Raw genomic sequence first — 18095 nt, forward strand, 5'->3', positions numbered from 1 at the left:
CCACGCGGCTCAGTGCGGCGCGCCGGCGAGCGTCGCGACGAAGTCGATGAACGCCGTGACGCGCTTTGAGCCGCGCTGATTCGGCAGGTACAGCGCGGTGACGACCGAGCGCGCCGCATCGGGCATGACGTCGTACGCTTCGAACAGCCTGCGCAGGCGGCCCGACTGGACGTCGCCGTCGACCAGCCAGTCGGGCAGCAGTGCGATGCCGGCGCCGTCGAGCGCGGCATCGCGCAACACTTCGCTGTGGTTCGACTTCAGCCGTCCGGCGACCAGCACTTTCGTCGTGCCGTGCGCGTCGGCGAACGACCACGCCTGCTGGTCGCCGCCGAAGTGAAAGCGCAGGCACTGATGGTCGACCAGTTCGCCCGGCGTACCCGGCGCACCATTCGCATCGAGGTAGTCGTGGCTCGCGACGACAAAGCGCTTGAAAGTGCCGAGTTGCCGCGCGACGACCTCCGCGGATGGCGCCGCCTCGCCGAGCCGGATCGCGACGTCGATCCGGCCCGCGACGAGATCGACGCGTTCGTCGGTGAGCTGCAGGTCGAGGTCGAGCTTCGGATAGCGTGCGAGGAAGGCCCCGATGTGCGGCGCGATGCGACGCACGCCGTACGCGACCGGCACCGACACGCGCAGCGGTCCGGACGGCTCGTCGCCGCGATCGGAGACGAGCGCGTCGGCTTCCGCGAGTTCCTCCAGCAACCGCTTTGCCCGCGCGTAGTACACGGAGCCGGCATCGGAGAGCGTGACCTGGCGCGTCGTGCGGTTCAGCAGCACGGTGCCCAGCGACGCCTCGAGCGCATCCACCGCGCGCACCACCGACGAGGCCGCGAGATCGAGGCGCCGCCCCGCGCTCGAGAAGCCGCCGGCTTCCGCGACTTCCACGAACGCGCGCAGCGCGGAGAATTTGTCCATGTCGTTGCCTTTGTGCGTGCCGCAACGATGCGTTGCGTGCCGCTCGCATTCTATCGCCGGCCGGCAAGCGCTATCTTCGAAACTGCAATCAACAGGAGAGCGCAATGAATTCCGTCGAAGTCGCGATCACCTACGACCTCATCTGCCCGTGGTGCTGGATCGCCGAGCGCAGGCTTGCCGAAGCGATCGACGAAGCCGGGCTGGCCGGCGACGTGAAGATCCGGTTCGTGCCGTTCGAACTGAACCCGACGATGCCGGCCGCGGGCATGGACCGCAAGGCATATCGCAGTGCGAAGTTCGGCAGCTGGGCGCGTTCGCAGGCGCTCGACGCGCAAGTGGCCGACGCCGGCCGCGCGGCGGGCCTCGTGTTCGATCATGCGCGAATCGCGCGCACGCCGAATACCCGGCTCGCGCACCGGCTCGTCTGGTTCGCGCAGCAGCGCGGCGGCGCGGCCGCGCTGGTCGATGCGCTGTTCGCCGCGTACTTCCGCGACGGCCGCGACATTGGCGATGCGAACGTGCTCGTCGAGATCGCGGCCGGCGCAGGTTTGCCGGGCGACGCGGTGCGGGCGTTCCTCGCGTCCGACGAAGGGCGCGATGCGGTAATCGCGCTCGAGGCCGATGCGGTGCGCGCAGGCGTCGCGTCGGTGCCGTCGACGCGGATCGGATCCGTCGTCGTCAGCGGCGCGCAGCCGACCGCCGTGTTTCGCGATGCGTTGCTCGCCGCGCATCGCGCGGTCGCGTGAACAAGGCCCGGAGCCTCGCGCCACGGTATTCAGAACGTTTCATGTCCGGCTCAGGATTATTGCGAAAGCGGCCGGTACGCTCGATGTCGCGCGTGTCGCTTGCGGGACCGGCGGACGCCGCGCGACGTCGATACGCAATCGAGGAAATCGGACATGAACAGACTGAACCGGCGCATGCATGCGCTGCGCCTGGGTGCCACGCTGCTCGTCGCATGGTGCGTCGGCCTGCTCACATCGGCCGCGTTCGCCGACGAGCCGGGCGGCGGCAGCCAGCCGCCCGGCTTCTACCGGCAGAAGCTCGGCGATTTGCAGATCGTCGCGCTATCCGACGGCACCCACACGTTTCCGGTCGATACGGTGTTCCGTGATGTATCGAAGGACGAAATCCGGCGCGATCTCGACCGGGCATTTCTCGAGCCGCCGGTCCAGGGATCGATCAATGCGTTCCTGGTCGACACGGGATCGAAGCGGATTCTCGTCGATACCGGCGCCGGCGTGCTGTACGGCGACTGCTGCGGCAAGCTGCTCGGCAATTTACGCGCGGCAGGCTATGCGCCGGAGCAGATCGACGAGGTGCTGCTCACGCACCTGCACAAGGATCATGTCGGCGGCATCGTGTCGGATGGCAGGATGACCTTTCCGAACGCGGTCGTCCGGGTGAACGAGATCGAGGCGAATTACTGGCTCGACCCGGACAACAAGGCGCGGGCGCCGGCGTTCCTGGCATCGTTCTTCGACGCGGCGGCCGCGTCGATCGCACCGTACGTCGCCGCCGGCCGCTTCAGGACGTTTCGCGGCGAAGCGACGCTTGCCCCCGGCATTCGCGCGGTGCCGATGCCCGGTCACACGCCGGGCCATACGGCCTATCTGATCGAGAGCGGCAACGCGGGACTGCTCGCGTGGGGCGACATCGTGCACGTCGCGGCGATCCAGCTGCAGGATCCGGATGCGGCCGTTCAGTACGACAGCGATGCCGCCGCGGCCCGCCGAACGCGGCGCGACGTGTTCAGGCGCGTGGCCGACCGACGCTATCTGGTCGGCGCCGCGCACATCGCGTTTCCCGGTCTCGGGCACTTGCGCAGGGACGGGGCGCGGTACGACTGGGTGCCGGTCAACTACGACGCGACGCCGCTGCGATGAGCGGACGATGCGCGCGACTGCGTCAGCGCGACATGCCGCGCCGCCATGCGCCGGGCGGATGGCCGACGATGCGCGCGAACAGGCGGTTCAGGTGGCTCTGGTCGGCGAAGCCGCACGCGGCCGCGATTTCCGCGAGCGTCATGTCGGTCGTCTCGATCAACTCGCGGGCCCGCATCACGCGCTGCTCCAGCAGCCATTGATGCGGCGTGCGCCCGGTCGTGCGCGAGAACGCGCGGATGAAATAGCCGCGCGACAGATCGCATTCGTTCGCGACTTCCTCGATCGATACGCCGAGGTTCGCCTTTTCCATCAACAGTTCCTTCGCGAGCGCCGTCTTGGCTGGCGACAGCAGGCCCTTGCGCTGCAGGTCGCGCGCATGCGCATTGCCGTACCGGCACGCGAGATGCGTGCCGATCGCGACGCCCATCTGCTCGACGAACAACGTGTTCAGCGCGCCCGGCACGTCGAGGCTGTCGGCGACCGCGTGCGCGAGATGGCCGAGCACCGCGTCCTGCACGTCGGGCGCGCAGGTCAGGCCGGCGATTTCGGCGCCGTCGTGTTCGCGGCCGAGGTGGTCGAGGTAGCTGCGCGACAGCTCGATCAGCACGAAGTCGAACTTGCCGTACAGGTCGGCGCGAAAATTCCGGGAAAAGTCGCGAATGTAGATGGAGTTGGGCTGAAACCGTCGCTCGGATTTGCCGGCGCCGCCATAGATCGTGCGCCGATGCCCGCCGTTCAGCGACACGCCGATCAGGAAGCCGCGATCGCTGGCGGCCATTTCGATGCGCTCGAATTGTTCGTCGCGCATGCATTTGCGGTGGAGCGTCAGGCCGCCGGCCGACCTTTCAATATCCTTGGACAGCAGGCTCGACATGCATCCGAGCGTGTCTTTCGGCGGCGCCGCGGCGGGCGCGACGAGAGGATCAGACATGATGGAGCGTCCTTCGGTGGGATGCGGCGCGCGAGCATTTTTGCGTGCAACTCATACGACACGCCCAACAGGCCCAGAATAACTTGAATAAATGTCCGCTTGCTGACGAAAAATGCACCGGCCGGGCCGATTCGTTTTGCCGGCTCCCGAACGATATCACCGGCGCGGGAACGCCACGCGCGGGCACCAGGGCCACATGATACTGCCCCATTTGGGTTTCCGCTGCCGGCGTGTCCGCCGCGTGCCGCCGCGTCGGCCGCCAGTGCATTTTCATTCAAGATTTTTCTTTATGCGGCGTTTAGACTCGGCACACTTTTTGACATTTCGTGCCCCGCGTGCCGCGCAGGCCCGGCGCGGACTCCCGCCCCGGTGAACCGCGCGTTCACATGGCGGTCATCGTGGGGAACCTGGAGGCGGCCATGATCCAGATCGGGAATTTGTCGGTGGATTTCGAGCAGCGCGACATTCGCCATCACGGCGCATCGTTGCGAATCGGCGCACGCGCGCTCGACATACTGGAAGTACTGCATCGCGCGAACGGATCCCTCGTGTCGAAGGACGACATCATGGACGCGGTGTGGCCGGGCCTGATCGTCGAGGAGAACCGGCTGCAGGTGCACGTCGCGACGTTGCGCAAGGCGCTCGGCCCGAATCGCGACCTGATCAAGACGGTGCCCGGCCGCGGCTACCTGCTGATCGCGCATCCGCCGGTCGCGCACACGGTGGCGCCGCCAGCGGCCGACGCGGCGCACGACGCGGATGCGGCGTCTCATCCGGTGCCGCTCGTCGGGCGCCAAACCGAGATCGGCCAGATCGTCGACATGCTCGAACGGGCGCCCGTCGTCACGCTCGTCGGTGCGGGCGGCATCGGCAAGACGAGCCTCGCGGGGCGCGTCGCGCATGAATGGCGCGCGCGCTCGGGCGATCGCGTAGTGTTCGTCGAACTGGCGTGTGCGGCGACGCGCGACGACGTGCTGCGCGCGATTGCAACCGAACTCGGGCTCGACGTGGACGGCGTGCCGACCGTCGAGCAGATCGGCGATGCACTGGCCGCGACGCGCGGTCTGCTCGTGCTCGACAACGCGGAGCATGTTATCGACCTCGTGGCCGACCTCGTCGAAACGCTGACGTCGCACAGCGCGACGCCGCGCGTGCTCGTGACGAGTCGCGAGCCGCTTCATATTTCGGTCGAGACCGTGTTTCGCGTGAGTCCGCTGGCGGTGCCGGACCGGAGCGCATCCGTCGACGAGATCGTGCGCCATTCCGCCGTCGAGCTTTTTCTGGCCCGGATTCGCGCCGCCACGCCCGACTGTGCGGTCGATGCGGCTGGCCTCAGGTTGATCGGCGATATCTGCCGGCGCCTCGACGGGTTGCCGCTCGCCATCGAGCTCGCGGCGGCGCGCGTCGCGACGCTCGGGCTGGAGGTTGTCGCAGCGCGTCTCGACGACCGGCTGAACCTGCTGACGGGCGGGCTGCGCTCGGCGCTGCCGCGCCACCAGACGTTGCGGGCCACGTTCGACTGGAGCTACGTATTGCTGGATGCGGCCGCCCGGTCGCTGTTTCGCCGCATGGCCTGTTTCATTGGTCCGTTTACGTTCGATGCCGCGCGTGACGTCGCGATGGCCCCGGGCATGCCGGCCGCCGAGATGGTCGCGCTGCTCGGCGAACTGGTCGCGAAGTCGCTGGTCGCCGTCGAATTCAACGGCGCGCAGGCGCGTTACAGACTGACCGAATCGACCCGCGCGTACGCGCTGGAGAAACTGCGCAACGAAGGCGAATTCGATGCGGTCGCCGAACGTCATGCGCGCTACGAACGCGAGCAGGCGGAAGCGCGAATGCTCGCCCAGGCCGAGCGCACGCACGCCGCGGGCCTGCGCCCCGGCACGGGCACTGTGCCACTTCGCGAATTCGCGGCGGCCGGGCCGCAGGCTGCGGAAATCGACGGGCTGGCGCATGCATTGCTCGAGCCGGCGCGCATGCGCGAATGCTCGATACCTGCGAGACGCACGCTCGACGCACTCGACGCCGGTGCGCCGGGGGCCGTCGACGCGGCGCGAGAAATGCGCCTGCGCGCGGCCTATGCGGCCGCGCTGCTGCATACCGACGGCGATACGCACACGGCCGCCGCGATGTGGGACAGGACGCTCGGCCTCGCGGGCCGGCTCGGTGACGAGGCGTTCGACGCGCGCGCGCTGGTCGGGCTGTGGAACGCCATGCTGACGCGCTCCGACATTCATGAATCGCTGCGCTATGCGACGCGCTTCGAACGGGCCGCGCAGCGGCGGGGCGACCGGTCGCAACGGTTGCTGGCGAACGCGATGGTCGCGACCTCGCTGCATTACTTCGGCGAGCATGCGCAGGCGCGCGAGCGGCTCGAGGCGGCGACGGCCGAGCTTGCCGACGCCGGCGAACCGCCGTGCGCCGAAGCGGCGCTGGGCGTCGACGTCGCGACGCTCGGCCGGACGATGCTGACACGGCTCGTCTGGATGCAGGGCGATCCGGAATACGCGATGCGGCTGGCGGCGCAGGCGGTCGACTGCGCGCGCCGCGGCGGCTCGGGGCTGGCGCTTTGCGTCGTGCTGGGCGCCGCTGCCGTGCCGATCGCGTTGCGCTACGGCGATCACGACGTGATCGCCGACTATCTCGCGACGCTGCGCGCGACCGCCGATGCGAACGGGTTCGACATCTGGCGCAACCATGCCGAATGTCTCGCCGGACAATTCGACATGCAGGCGGGTCATCCGGGCGCGGGGCTCGCGCGGCTCGAACCCGCGCTGCGGCGCATCGAAGCGAGCGGATTTCGGCGCCTGCTCGCGCCGCTCGTCGTCGCCTATGCGGAAGGGCTGACGCGCACCGGCCGCGCGGCCGACGCATGCACGAGGCTCGACGCGACGCTCGCGCGCTGCCGCGCGCACGGCGAGCATCTGTTCGTGCCGGAACTGCTCCGCGCGCGCGGGCTGGCGACGCTCGAACAGGCCCGTGCCGCCGATCCGGATCGCGCGGCCGCATGCGAAGCGGACGGGCAGCATTACCTGTTGACGGCGATCCATGCGGCGAACGCGCAAGGCGCGGCGATGTCGGCGCTGCGCAGCACGCTGGACCTCGCCGATCACCTGATCGAGCGCGGGCGCACCGCACAGGCATCGTCGCTGGTGGCCGACCTGTCGGCGCAGGTCGACCCGCAGTCGCGCGCGTTCGACGTTCGGCGCCTGGCGCGTCTGCAGAACTTCGTTCGCCTGGAGATCAGCGCGTCGACGGGCCTGGCGCGCGCGCGATATGAGGCGGCGGTTGCGATGCAGTCGGCGGCGTGACGGCGCGCGCGCCGATCGTTCAATGTTCAAGGAGGAAGGGATGGTCGGTGGATCGTCAAACCGGATGCATGCCGAGAGCGGCCGCATGCCGGCTTTCGGCGCGAGCGGGAGGGCCTGACGGTGCTCGAGACGACTGCATTCGCCGAAGCGGCGGACCTCATCGTACACAACGGCAAGATCGCGACGCAGGACGAGCGGCAGTCGTTCGTGACCGCGCTCGCGGTGAAGGACGGCCGGATCCTCGCGACCGGCAGCGGGCAGGACGTGATGCGCCATGCGCGCGACGGCACGCTGCGCATCGACCTGAACGGGCGCACCGTGATCCCGGGGCTGAACGATTCGCACCTGCACGCGATACGCGGCGGCCTGAACTTCAACCTGGAGCTGCGCTGGGACGGCGTGCCGACGCTGGCCGACGCGCTCGGCATGCTGCGTCGCCAGGTGCTGCGCACGCCGGCGCCGCACTGGGTGCGCGTGGTCGGCGGCTGGACCGAATTCCAGTTCGCGGAAAAGCGCGGGCCGACGGTGGCCGAACTCAACGCGATCGCGCCCGATACGCCCGTCTTCATCATGCACTTGGGCGACAGCGCGCTCCTGAACGCGGCCGCGCTGCGCGCGATCGGCTACGGCCGCGACACGTCCGATCCGCCTGGCGGCGAGATCCAGCGCGATCGCCTCAACCGGCCGACCGGCATGCTGATCGCGCGTCCGGACATGTCCGTCCTGCATGCGGCGCTCGAGCGGGCGCCGAAGCTCGGCCTTGACGACCAGATGAATTCGATGCGGCATTTCATGCGCGAGCTGAATCGCCTGGGCGTGACGAGCGCGATCGACGCGGGCGGCGATTTCCAGGCCTATCCGGACGACTATGGCGCCGTCCTCGCGCTTGCGCAACGTGGCGAAATGACGGTGCGCATCGCCTACAGCCTGTTCGTGCAGCATGCGGGACGGGAGCTCGACGACTACGCGCGGTGGGTGACGCTGGCGAAGCCCGGCGACGGCGACGCGTTCCTGCGGATGAACGGCGCGGGCGAGCTGCTCGTGTATTCGGCCGCCGATTTCGGCAATTTTCTGGAGCCGCGCCCCGATCTGCCTGCCGCGCTCGAGAGCGAACTGGCCGAGGTGGTCCGGCTGCTGGTTCGGCACCGCTGGCCGTTCCGGCTGCATGCGACCTACGATGAATCGATCGGCCGCTTCCTGAACGTGCTCGAAGCCGTCAACCGCGAGATACCGTTCGACGGGCTGCGCTGGTTCTTCGACCACTGCGAGACGATTTCGGACGCGAACATCGCGCGCATCGCCGCGCTCGGCGGCGGCGTGACGGTCCAGCACCGGATGGCGTTCCAAGGCGAGTACTTCATCGCGCGCTACGGCGCGCAAGCCGCCACGCGCACGCCGCCGATCCGCGCGATGCTGGAGGCCGGGCTGCCGGTCGGCGCCGGCACCGACGCGACGCGCATTGCGAGCTACAACCCGTTCGTGTCGCTGTACTGGATGGTGTCCGGGCGAACGGTCGGCGGCACGGCGCTCTATCCCGAACGCAACCGGCTCAGCCGCATGGAGGCGCTGCGCCGCTACACGGTCGGCAGCGCGTGGTTCTCGAACGAAGACGATCGCAAGGGCGCGCTGGTGCCTGGCCAGTATGCGGATTTCGCGGTGCTGACGGACGACTATTTCACGATCGATGAGCCGCGGATCAAGTCGCTGTCGTCGGTGCTGACGGTTGTCGACGGCAAGGTCGTGCATGCCGACGACGAGTTCGAAGCGCTGGCGCCACCGCCGCTGCCGGTCAGTCCCGCGTGGTCGCCGGTCGTCGAGTTCGGCGAATTCGCGCGCCGTCGTTGGACGGCCTCGATGCCGATGCGTGCGGCGGCTGACGGCAACCCGGATGCGCGCGTCGCGCGTGGGCATGCGGGCCGTTTCATGCAGCGCCTGCAGGCCGCCGCGACGGAGGTCGTCGAGCAGTGCGAAGGATTTGTCCGCCACGGTGGCGCCTTTTAGGACGGCATGGGTCAGCGCGCGGGATAGCGGTGCCGGTGCGTGCCGCGCGGCGAATGAATAATTTTTCGCCCTGGCAACGGGCAGAAGGAGACAGGATGAGTTCTGCGCACACGTCTGCGCCGGCCGACGACGAAGTCGCCGGCGTCCGCATTCCACGGACGCCGATGGCGATCGAAGCCGCCGAAGCGGCCCGCGCGTCGCTGCCGCGCGTGATCGCCGATCACGCATGCCGGGTGTTCGTTCTCGCGTCGCTTGCCGCGCGCCGCGCCGGCGACACGCTCGATGCCGATGCGCTGTACGTGGCCGCGATGTACGCGAACATGGGGCTGAGCCCGGCCTACTGCCGCTCGACCGAACGCTACGAGATCGACAGCGCCGATGCCGCGCAGGCGTTCCTGCTGCGGCATCAGACGTCGCAGCACCTGCGCGACGACGTGTGGTGCGCGATCGCGCTGCATACGACGCCCGGGGTGGCCGCGCGCGTGTCGCCGCTCGCGCGTGCGCTGGCGTCTGCCGTGTCGACCGACCTGATGGCGACCGGCTGCGACGCGTATTCGGCGGACGAGCGCCGCGCACTGCTCGCGGCCTACCCGCGCGGCGAAGGGTTCGCGGATGCGTTCCTCGACGCGCTCGCGCGCGGCGTCGCACACCGGCCGGCGTCGACGTTCGGCACGTGGAGCGCGGACGTGCTCGAGCGCGCCGATCCGGATTTCCACCGGCCGAATTTCTGTGGACGTGTGCTTGGTGCGCGCTGGCCGGATGCCTGAGCGCATTGCCCGGGCGCATGCTTCCTGATTCCGGCGATCGAGCCGGCGGCGGTGGCCGGGCCGCCGCCGGGACGTTCAGGTGTTCAGGGCCGCCCCATCGTGACGCGCGTAATCGACGTATCCCGCGCGGTCGCCGCCGTACCAGCCGACCGTCTTCGGCGCGGCGAGCGGCGCATTCGCCGCGATGCGCTCGACGAGATCGGGGTTCGCGATGTATGCGCGCGCGAACGCGACGAGATCGGCATCGCCCGCGTCGATCAGTGCACTCGCCGCGTCCGGCGCGATGCCGCCGTTGACGATCAACGTGCCGCGATACGCGTCGCGCGTGTTGGCGACGATGCGCGGCAGGTCGGGCTCGCCGCTCCAGCCGTTGGTGTCCGCCGCGTGCACGTAGGCGACGCCGGCTTCGTCGAGCATGCGCCCGACGTACGCGTAGGTCGCATCCGGATCCGCGTCGCGCACGTTGTTGTACTTCGCGTACGGCGAGATGCGCACGCCCACACGATCGAGCGGCAGCTCGCCGCCGACCGCGTCGACGATTTCCTCGAGGAAGCGCGCGCGGTTCGCGAGCGAGCCGCCGTAGCGGTCGTCGCGGCGGTTCAGCGTCGACGACAGGAACTGGTGCGGCAGGTAGCCGTTGGCTGCGTGAATCTCGACGCCGTCGAAGCCGGCCGCCTTCGCGCGACGTGCCGCCTGGCGGAATTCCTCGACCGTCGCGGCGACCTCGTCGGTCGTCATCGCGCGCGACGGCGTCGCATGAATCTTCGTGTAGTAGCCGTTCTGCAACTGCGCCCACACCTGCAGCTGTTCGAGATCATCGTTGACGCCGGACGGTGACAGCGGCGCTTCGCCGCCGAGCAGCGTCAGCGAGCTGACCCGGCCGCCGTGCCACAGCTGCGCGAAGATGCGACCGCCGTTTGCATGGACCGCGTCGGTGACCTGCTTCCAGCCGGCTGCCTGTTCGTCGGTGACGAGCCCGGGCGTCAGTTCGAACGCCGCGGAGGCCGGGCTGACGTTGGTCGCTTCGGTGACGATCAGGCCGGCGGACGCGCGCTGCGCGTAGTACTCGGCCATGAGCCCGGTCGGCTGGCCGCGCGACGGCGCGCGAGAACGCGTCATCGGCCCCATCACGATACGGTTGGGAAGCGGCAGGCCGCGCAGATCGTAGTTGCTGAGCAGGGAAGACATGATGGATTCCTTTTGCGTGGGGCAGGGCGGCGCCACGGAGCGTGCGGCTTCGGCCGATGCGAGGGCGGGCCCTGCGGGAAGTCGGGGATGACGTGCCGGCAGCGTTCCGTGCGCGAGCAGCCTGTGCGGCGTTCGCGTGAACCGGTGCCGGCGCCGGTTCAGGACTGTGCGTGGCGTTGCGCGTGCGGCCGCCCGATCACGAGGTAGTGGGCGAGCGCGACGATCGGGAACACGCCGGCGACGGCGGCGACGAGCGGCCAGCCGCCATGCTCGTACAGCGGGCTAGCAAGCGCGGAGCCGACGGCGCCGCCGACGAAGATGCTCGTCATGTACAGCGCATTCAGGCGGTTGCGGCTCGCGGCATGCAGCGCATAGATCTCGCGTTGGCCGAGCACCATGTTCATCTGCACCGCGAAGTCGAGCACGATGCCGGTGACGACGAGGCCATACAGCCCGGCGCCGTGGACCAGCGCGACCGCATACGACAGCGCGCCGGCGACCAGTGCGATCAGCGTGGCCCGCACCGTATGGCCGGCGTCCGCGAGGCGGCCGGCGACGGGCGCCGACGTCGCGCCGATTGCGCCGACCAGCGCGAACAGTCCGATGGCCGATTGCGACAGGCCGTAGTGACGCGTGAGCTCGACCGGCACGGCGGTCCAGAACAGGCTGAACGACGCGAACATCAGGCCCTGGTAGAACGCGCGGTGGCGCAGCACCGGCATCGTGCGCACGAGATGCAGCAGCGAGCCGATCAGTTCGAAATACGTCGCGCGGTGATCGGGCTGGCGTGACGGGATCGTCAGCGCGAGCACGACCGTCACGAGCGTCATCAGCACGGCGGCGGCCGCGAACACGAAGCGCCAGCCGAACGCATCGGCCACCACGCTCGACAGCGGACGCGCGAGCAGGATGCCGAGCAGCAGCCCGCTCATGATCGTGCCGACCACGCGGCCGCGCGAATGATCGGGTGCCAGATGCGCGGCGAGCGGCACGAGGATCTGTACGGCGACCGAGCTGAAGCCGATCAGCAGCGAGATCGCGAGGAACGGCCCGGGCGTCTGCACCATCGCCGCGGCCGCCAGGCTCGCGATCGACACGACGGCGGTCGTGATCATCAGCTTGCGGTTCTCGAGCAGGTCGCCGAGCGGCACGATGAAGAACAGGCCGAATGCGTAGCCGATCTGCGTCAGCGATACGATGAGGCTCGCGGTTTCGCCGGACATGTGCAGGCTGGGCGCGATGAGTTCGGTGATCGGTTGCGCGTAGTACAGGTTCGCGACGATCGCGCCGCAACTGAACGCGAACAGCAGGATGAGGCCCTGCGTGAGCTTGGCTGCGTGCCCGTGGGGCGCGAGCGGGGTGGATTCTGCTGACATGATCGACTCCTTGTAGAGAGATGTCGGGAGCCCTTTCTTCGGGCGGGCGTTGCGATTGCCGGTGCGGCGAAACGACAACCGCCGCATTGCCGTCAAGATTATTGATCGATCGATAACAAGGGAATACGCCTGCTGCGCAATCGAGCATTGCGTGATGCGCAAAGGGGATGGATCGCGTGCGCGTTCATGGGCGCGCGCCGAGGCCGAGTTAGGTCGCGTTCCGCGCGCTGGCGCGCGGGAGGCCGGCCAGCGCGCCGCGGCGTGTGGCTGCCCACGACGCGGTTCGCGCCTTGATGTCGTGGGCGTCGAGGGCAGTGTATGTGCGAGAGTGAAGCAGGCCTGCGGCGCGGATATCGCGGATCGCGAAGACCATGGCCCCGTCTGGATCGTGCGGACTGAATTGTCCTGAAACCGCGTTGAATCGCCTGATTCATGCGGTGTGCGACGAGGTGGGCGATGTCAGCCGCGCTTGCCCTGCAGCGTCGGAATCTGTGCGAACAGGCCCGCGAGCCAGTCGACGAAGAGCTTGAGCTTCACGGGCGTGTGCCGATTGGGCGGATACAGGATCGAGATCGGCCGCGGCGGCGCGTTGAAATCGGTGAGCACCTCGCGCAGGCGCCCCGACTTCAGGTACGGCTCGACCAGGTACAGCGACGTCTTGATCAGGCCGATTCCCGCGACACCGCATTCGATGTAGGTGTCGGCGTCGTTTACCGCGACCGTGCCGCACATCTGCACGATGCGCGATTCGCCGTCGACGACGTAGTCCCACGGTCGCGGCCGGCCCGTGTCGGCCGAGATGTGGCTGACCGCGACGTGCTGCGTCAGGTCGTCCACCGTTTCGGGGGCGCCGCACCGCTCGAGATACGCGGGGGCCGCGCATGTGCAGGTCGTGAGGCTGCCGATCCGTTTCGCGACCATCCCCGAGTCGTCGAGCGCGCCGACGCGCACGACGCAATCGACGCCTTCGCCGACGAGATCGATCTGCCGGTCGGTCACGCCGAGTTCGACGGAGATGCCCGGATTGGCGGCGAGAAACTGCGGCAGCGCGGGCACCATGATCTGCTTGGCCATGGCCGGCGGCAGGTTCACCTTCAGCCGGCCGCGCGGCACGTTGCGCGCCTGCGAGACGGCCGCTTCCATGTCGTCGATCTCGCGCAGCACGCCGACGCAGCGTTCGTAATAGGCCTGCCCGTCCTCGGTCAGCGAGATGCGGCGCGTCGTGCGGTTCAGCAGCCGGCAACCGAGATGCCGTTCGAGCGTGCTCAGCAGCGCGGATACGCGCGGCGTCGTGAGTCCGGTCGTGTCCGACGCGCGCGTGAAGCTGCCCGTCTCGACGATGCGCGTGAACACGCGCATCGAAAGCAAGGTATCCATCGTTCAGAAATCTCCAGCCTGTCTGGTTGTCGACGCCGGTTCGTGCCGGCTCGATCGGTCGTGATATTCGGCTATGCGTCGATGCGTTTCCTGAGCGAATCGCCGGCGAACGGCATTTCGCGCATGCGCTGGCCGGTCGCGTCGAAGATCGCGTTGGCCAGCGCGCCGGCGGTCGGACCCATTGACGCTTCGGCCGCGCCGAGGAACGGCGCGCCGGGGCGATTGATCAGATGCACCTTCAGGCTTTGCGGCGCGGCCGAGAAACGCAGGATCGGATAGCTGCTCCAGTCGAAACTGCGAATGCGCCGTGTATCGTATTGCAGCGCCTCGTACAGCGTCCAGCTGGCGGCCTGCACGATGCCGCCCTCGATCTGGTTGCGGATGCCGTCGGGCGACACGATCTGGCCGGCGTCAACGGCGACTTCCGCGTGGTTGAGCGTCACGTGGCCCGTCTCCGGCACGACCGTGATGTCGACCGCGATCGCGACGTAGGCCATCAGGTTCTTGTATTTGCCGAACGCGAAGCCGACGCCGCGATTGCGCGCACGCGGCGGCCGCGGCCAGCCGAATTTGGTCGCGGCGAGCTGGATCACCTGGCGTGCGCGATGATCCTGCATGTGGCGCAGGCGGAATTCGACCGGGTCGATGCCGGCGGCGTGCGCGAGCTCGTCCATGAAGCTTTCGATGGCCCAGACGTTGGTGTGCGCGCCGAGCGAGCGCATCGCGGAAGTCTGCAGCGGCATCGTCGGCGAGAAGTTATTGACGATGTGCATGTTCGGCAGCGCGTACAACGGGATCGCGTTGCGATCGCCGCCGCCCTCGGGCTGCAGCATCGGCGTCGACGGCGCGGGCACGAACGGCGGCTCGAGCATGCGCGCGGGCAGAAGCCGGCCGGCGTTGACGATTCGCTCGTTGTGCGAACTGCTCCACAGCGCGTATTTCCAGTCGACGATGTGGCCGCCCGCGTCGAGCGACGCGCTGAGCTCGGTGACCATCGCCGGCGTAAAGTGGTCCCACGTGTGCTCCTGCTCGCGCATCCATTGCACGCGGATCGGCTTGCCGGGCATCGCGGCCGCGATCAGCGCCGCATGCGCGGCCGCGTCGTCCGCGCCGTTGTGCCCGTAGCAGCCGGAGCCCTCGGTGTGGATGCAGCGCACGCTCGCCTTCGGCATCGACAGCATCTCGGCGAGCGCGTCGCGCAGCGGATAAACGCCCTGCGAGTGGGTCCACACCGTCAGCGCGCCGTTCTCGAGATGGGCGACCGAACACGATGGCCCGATCGAGCCGTGCAGCAGGTAGTTCTTCAGGAACGTGGCGGAGAGCGTCTTCGTCGCGGGCGCGGTCGACGCATGCGTGTTGGCGATCTCGATGCGTTGGGTCGCGATCCGCTTCAGATCCTCGTGGACCTTTGCGCGATCGGGCAGCGGCCGTCCGTCGGACCAGCGGCAGCCGGCGGCCAGCGCGCGCTGTGCGACCACCGCCTGCCATTCTCCCTGCGCGACGACGGCGAGCATGCTGCCGTTGCGCACGATCCGCACGACGCCCGGCATCTTCAGGATCGCGGCTTCGTCGAACGACAGCAGCTTCGCGTCGTACACCGGCGGCATCACGACCCGCGCGTGCAGCATGCCCGGCAGCGTCATGTCCTGCACGTAGCTGAGGCCGCCCGTGACCTTGTTCGGAATGTCCACGCGCGGCAGCGACGTGCCGATCACGGCGAACGTGGCCGGCGGCTTCAGCGGCGAGCTCGGCGTGGCGTTGCGGTGCAGGTCGACGGTGCGCACCGCGTCGGCATAGCGCATCGTGCGGCCGTCCGGCGCCTTGATGACGGCGTCGGCGACGGTCAGCGTGCGCGGATCGACGCCGAACTGCTTCGCCGCGCCGTCGACCAGCAGGCCGCGCACCTGCGCGGCGGCGTTCAGCAGCGCGGAGCCGCTGTCCGCCATCGTGTGACTGCCGGCCGTCAGGCCCTCGTCGGGCGAAGCGCCGGTGTCGGCGGTCAGGAACGTGATCAGCGAGGGCTTCATGTTCAGCTCCTCGGCGGCCACCTGCAGCAACGCGGTGCGCACGCCGGTGCCGAGCTCGACCTTGCCGGTAAACACGGTGACCTTGCCGTCGGGCGCGATCTTGATCCACGCGTCCAGCAGCGGGTTCGTCTTCAGGCTGCCGGCCAGCGTTTCCGTGGCCTTGCCGACGTGGACGGCGGCGCCTTCGTCCGCGATCACGACCTCGGCGAGCGCACGCGCGGCGGGCGCGAAGGTGAACGCGACGAAGAGCGCGCCGGAAACCATGAAGTGCCGGCGGCCTTCGTCGATGTCGTCGGGGGCGTTCATCAGATCTCCTTGTTGATCATGACGGGCGCGGCGGACGGTTCCGGCTCCGGCAGCCCCGCGACCTGGCGCACGGCCGCCAGGATCCGCATATGCGTGCCGCAACGGCACAGGTTCGGTTCCATGTGGGTGCGCAGCTCGCGTTCGGTCGGCTTCGGGTTGCGTTCGAGCAGCGCCTGCGCGCGCATGATCATTCCCGCGATGCAATAGCCGCACTGCGCGGCCTGGTGATCGATGAACGCTTGCTGGAGCTTGCCCGGATGTTCGGCGCTGCCGAGGCTCTCGACGGTCCTGACGTTGCGCGTGCCGATCGCGGCGACCGGGATCAGGCACGAGAACGTCGGCTTGTCGCCGACGATCACGGTGCACGCGCCGCATTGCCCGAGGCCGCAGCCGAACTTCGCGCCGTGCAGGTGCAGGTCGTTGCGCAGCGCGTACAGGAGCGGCGTGGACGGATCGATGTCGAGCGTGTGCTGCACGCCGTTCACGGTGAGGGTGATCATTGCGCGCTGTCCTCCTTTCTGAGCTTCGCGGCCATTGCTTCGACGCCGGTCCACGCGGGGCGATCGGAGTAGGCGGCGCGGATGTATGCGGCGAGGTCCGCGATCTGCGCGTCGTCATACTGGTCGAGGTAGGACGGCATGTAATTCAGCATGTCCTCGCCATGCCAGCCGTTTCCGTTGAAGATCATCTGGATCGCATTGCGCGGCGTGTCGGCGCCAAGCGCCGAGCTGAACGCGAGCGTCGGCCGCTCGCCGATCGACTGCATCGGCGACGCGGGCCCGTGGCACTGCGCGCACGACGCCTGGAACAGCACCGCGCCGCGCTGCGCGGCGGGCGACGCTGCGTTGCGTGCTTCGGCGCTCGCTGCGGGACGCGGGCCGCCGGGCTTCTGGATCGACAGGATGTAGGTGGCGATGGCTTCGACGTCTTCGACCGGCACCGTCGCGAGATCGCGCGTGACGGGGAGCATCGGCCCGGCGGCCGCACCGTGCTCGCTCGCGCGGCCGGTGCGCAGGTAGGTGACGAGCTGCGCCTGCGTCCACGGGCGCACGGCATGGCCGAGCGTATTGAGCGGCGGCGCTTCCCAGCCGTCGACGATGCCGCCGTCGAAGGCCTTGCCGGCCTGTTCGCCGCCGATCGCGTTCAGCGGCGAATGGCAGGACGCGCAGTGGCCGAGGCCGTCGACGAGCGCCTTGCCGCGATTCCATTGCGCGGATTGCGACGGGTCGGGCTGGTATGCGCCCTTGCGCAGGAACAGGATGTTCCAGAACGCGAGCGGCGGGCGGAAGTTGAGCGGGAAGATCAGGTCGTTCGCGGGCGCCGTGGCGCGAACGGGCTCGCGCGTCATCAGGTACGCATAGGCGGCCGCGATGTCGTCGTCGGACATCCGCGTGAAATGAATGTAGGGAAACGCCGGATAGAGCAGATGGCCGTCGCGGGCGATCCCGCTGCGCAGCGCGCGCGCGAACGCGTCCTGCGACCAGCGGCCGATGCCGGTGTCGGCATCCGGTGTGATGTTGGTCGCGTAGATCGTGCCGAACGGGGTCGCGAGCGGCAACCCGCCCGCGAACGGCTGGCCGTCCTTCGCGGTATGGCAGACGATGCAGTCGCCGAGCGCGACGACGCGCGCACCGGCGCGCACGCGCTGCGGATCGAACGACGCGCGCGCGGGCGGGTCGATCGGCGCGATCGACGGTTCGTACATGAGGCCGATCGCGATCGCCAGGCCGACGAGTGCGACGCCGGCCGCGCCGAACCAGAGTCGTTTGTGCTTCATGTGCGCTCCAGGCGAGCCGGTTCATCCGACATCGTGCAATTTGCGAGGTAATGGAAAGGGCGCCGACCGTGCGGTTGGCGCGATGCGGCGCGGATCCGCTCGTCGTGACAGGCGGGCCGGCGCGTACCGGGAACGGAGGTTGCGGCCACCGGACGGCGATGGCGCATGGCCGGCCGGTTCGCCCGTGACAAGTCGGGCCGGCGGTAGCGATTCGCGGCGGAGTTCATGTCGTC

Annotated in this window: 13 protein-coding genes; 5 read left to right on the forward strand and 8 right to left on the reverse strand. The window is 68.9% G+C overall.

Features of this window, described 5'->3' with window-relative positions; translation table 11 throughout:
- Positions 1-9: 9 nt before the first annotated feature.
- A complete protein-coding gene (locus tag WI26_RS30515) occupies positions 10-915 on the reverse strand; it encodes a LysR family transcriptional regulator (protein ID WP_069228312.1) in 906 nt (301 codons plus the stop codon).
- Between the two features lie 104 nt (positions 916-1019).
- Here WI26_RS30515 and WI26_RS30520 point away from each other — a divergent pair, with 104 nt between their 5' ends.
- Entirely contained in the window at positions 1020-1661 is a 642-nt protein-coding gene (locus WI26_RS30520) for a DsbA family oxidoreductase (protein ID WP_069228313.1), read from the forward strand.
- 153 nt (positions 1662-1814) lie between these two features.
- Complete coding sequence (locus WI26_RS30525; RefSeq protein WP_081334411.1) at positions 1815-2801, forward strand: MBL fold metallo-hydrolase; 987 nt, start codon at positions 1815-1817, stop codon at positions 2799-2801.
- A 22-nt stretch (positions 2802-2823) separates the two neighbouring features.
- Here WI26_RS30525 and WI26_RS30530 read toward each other — a convergent pair whose 3' ends face one another.
- The gene (locus tag WI26_RS30530) at positions 2824-3732 is read right to left on the reverse strand and encodes a helix-turn-helix domain-containing protein (protein ID WP_059541978.1); all 909 of its coding nucleotides are present in this window, start codon (positions 3730-3732) and stop codon (positions 2824-2826) included.
- Positions 3733-4151: 419 nt separating this feature from the next.
- Here WI26_RS30530 and WI26_RS30535 point away from each other — a divergent pair, with 419 nt between their 5' ends.
- The 3 genes from WI26_RS30535 to WI26_RS30545 all read left to right on the forward strand — a co-directional run bounded on the left by WI26_RS30535 (position 4152) and on the right by WI26_RS30545 (position 9811).
- Positions 4152-7043, forward strand: a complete 2892-nt coding sequence (locus WI26_RS30535) for an ATP-binding protein (RefSeq protein WP_069228381.1) — start codon at positions 4152-4154, stop codon at positions 7041-7043.
- A 120-nt stretch (positions 7044-7163) separates the two neighbouring features.
- A complete protein-coding gene (locus WI26_RS30540) occupies positions 7164-9044 on the forward strand; it encodes an amidohydrolase (protein ID WP_069228314.1) in 1881 nt (626 codons plus the stop codon).
- A 95-nt stretch (positions 9045-9139) separates the two neighbouring features.
- A complete protein-coding gene (locus WI26_RS30545; protein ID WP_069228315.1) occupies positions 9140-9811 on the forward strand; it encodes a phosphohydrolase in 672 nt (223 codons plus the stop codon).
- A gap of 75 nt (positions 9812-9886) precedes the next feature.
- Here the strand turns inward: WI26_RS30545 and WI26_RS30550 are convergent, their stop codons facing one another.
- The 6 genes from WI26_RS30550 to WI26_RS30575 form a co-directional block, all read right to left on the reverse strand.
- On the reverse strand, positions 9887-10999 hold the full coding sequence (locus WI26_RS30550) for an alkene reductase (protein ID WP_059914265.1): 1113 nt from the start codon (positions 10997-10999) through the stop codon (positions 9887-9889).
- Between the two features lie 158 nt (positions 11000-11157).
- Complete coding sequence (locus WI26_RS30555; protein ID WP_059542034.1) at positions 11158-12375, reverse strand: MFS transporter; 1218 nt, start codon at positions 12373-12375, stop codon at positions 11158-11160.
- Positions 12376-12834: 459 nt separating this feature from the next.
- On the reverse strand, positions 12835-13752 hold the full coding sequence (locus WI26_RS30560) for a LysR family transcriptional regulator (RefSeq protein ID WP_059541967.1): 918 nt from the start codon (positions 13750-13752) through the stop codon (positions 12835-12837).
- A gap of 71 nt (positions 13753-13823) precedes the next feature.
- On the reverse strand, positions 13824-16085 hold the full coding sequence (locus WI26_RS30565; protein WP_069228316.1) for a xanthine dehydrogenase family protein molybdopterin-binding subunit: 2262 nt from the start codon (positions 16083-16085) through the stop codon (positions 13824-13826).
- The gene (locus WI26_RS30570; RefSeq protein WP_059914266.1) at positions 16085-16585 is read right to left on the reverse strand and encodes a (2Fe-2S)-binding protein; all 501 of its coding nucleotides are present in this window, start codon (positions 16583-16585) and stop codon (positions 16085-16087) included. The genes WI26_RS30565 and WI26_RS30570 overlap by 1 nt, the downstream gene beginning before the upstream one ends.
- Positions 16582-17862: a c-type cytochrome gene (locus tag WI26_RS30575; RefSeq protein WP_069228317.1), complete on the reverse strand. Its 1281-nt coding sequence runs from the start codon at positions 17860-17862 to the stop codon at positions 16582-16584. The genes WI26_RS30570 and WI26_RS30575 overlap by 4 nt, the downstream gene beginning before the upstream one ends.
- Positions 17863-18095: the final 233 nt, after the last annotated feature.

Source organism: Burkholderia diffusa (genome assembly GCF_001718315.1).
In the GTDB taxonomy this organism is placed as follows: domain Bacteria; phylum Pseudomonadota; class Gammaproteobacteria; order Burkholderiales; family Burkholderiaceae; genus Burkholderia; species Burkholderia diffusa_B.

Excerpts from the sequence above, each read along its gene's own strand:
- WI26_RS30515 (WP_069228312.1), bottom strand. The coding sequence starts at position 915 with ATGGACAAATTCTCCGCGCTGCGCGCGTTCGTGGAAGTCGCGGAAGCC.
- WI26_RS30520 (WP_069228313.1), top strand. The coding sequence starts at position 1,020 with ATGAATTCCGTCGAAGTCGCGATCACCTACGACCTCATCTGCCCGTGG.
- WI26_RS30525 (WP_081334411.1), top strand. The coding sequence starts at position 1,815 with ATGAACAGACTGAACCGGCGCATGCATGCGCTGCGCCTGGGTGCCACG.
- WI26_RS30530 (WP_059541978.1), bottom strand. The coding sequence starts at position 3,732 with ATGTCTGATCCTCTCGTCGCGCCCGCCGCGGCGCCGCCGAAAGACACG.
- WI26_RS30535 (WP_069228381.1), top strand. The coding sequence starts at position 4,152 with ATGATCCAGATCGGGAATTTGTCGGTGGATTTCGAGCAGCGCGACATT.
- WI26_RS30545 (WP_069228315.1), top strand. The coding sequence starts at position 9,140 with ATGAGTTCTGCGCACACGTCTGCGCCGGCCGACGACGAAGTCGCCGGC.
- WI26_RS30550 (WP_059914265.1), bottom strand. The coding sequence starts at position 10,999 with ATGTCTTCCCTGCTCAGCAACTACGATCTGCGCGGCCTGCCGCTTCCC.
- WI26_RS30555 (WP_059542034.1), bottom strand. The coding sequence starts at position 12,375 with ATGTCAGCAGAATCCACCCCGCTCGCGCCCCACGGGCACGCAGCCAAG.
- WI26_RS30560 (WP_059541967.1), bottom strand. The coding sequence starts at position 13,752 with ATGGATACCTTGCTTTCGATGCGCGTGTTCACGCGCATCGTCGAGACG.
- WI26_RS30565 (WP_069228316.1), bottom strand. The coding sequence starts at position 16,085 with ATGAACGCCCCCGACGACATCGACGAAGGCCGCCGGCACTTCATGGTT.
- WI26_RS30570 (WP_059914266.1), bottom strand. The coding sequence starts at position 16,585 with ATGATCACCCTCACCGTGAACGGCGTGCAGCACACGCTCGACATCGAT.
- WI26_RS30575 (WP_069228317.1), bottom strand. The coding sequence starts at position 17,862 with ATGAAGCACAAACGACTCTGGTTCGGCGCGGCCGGCGTCGCACTCGTC.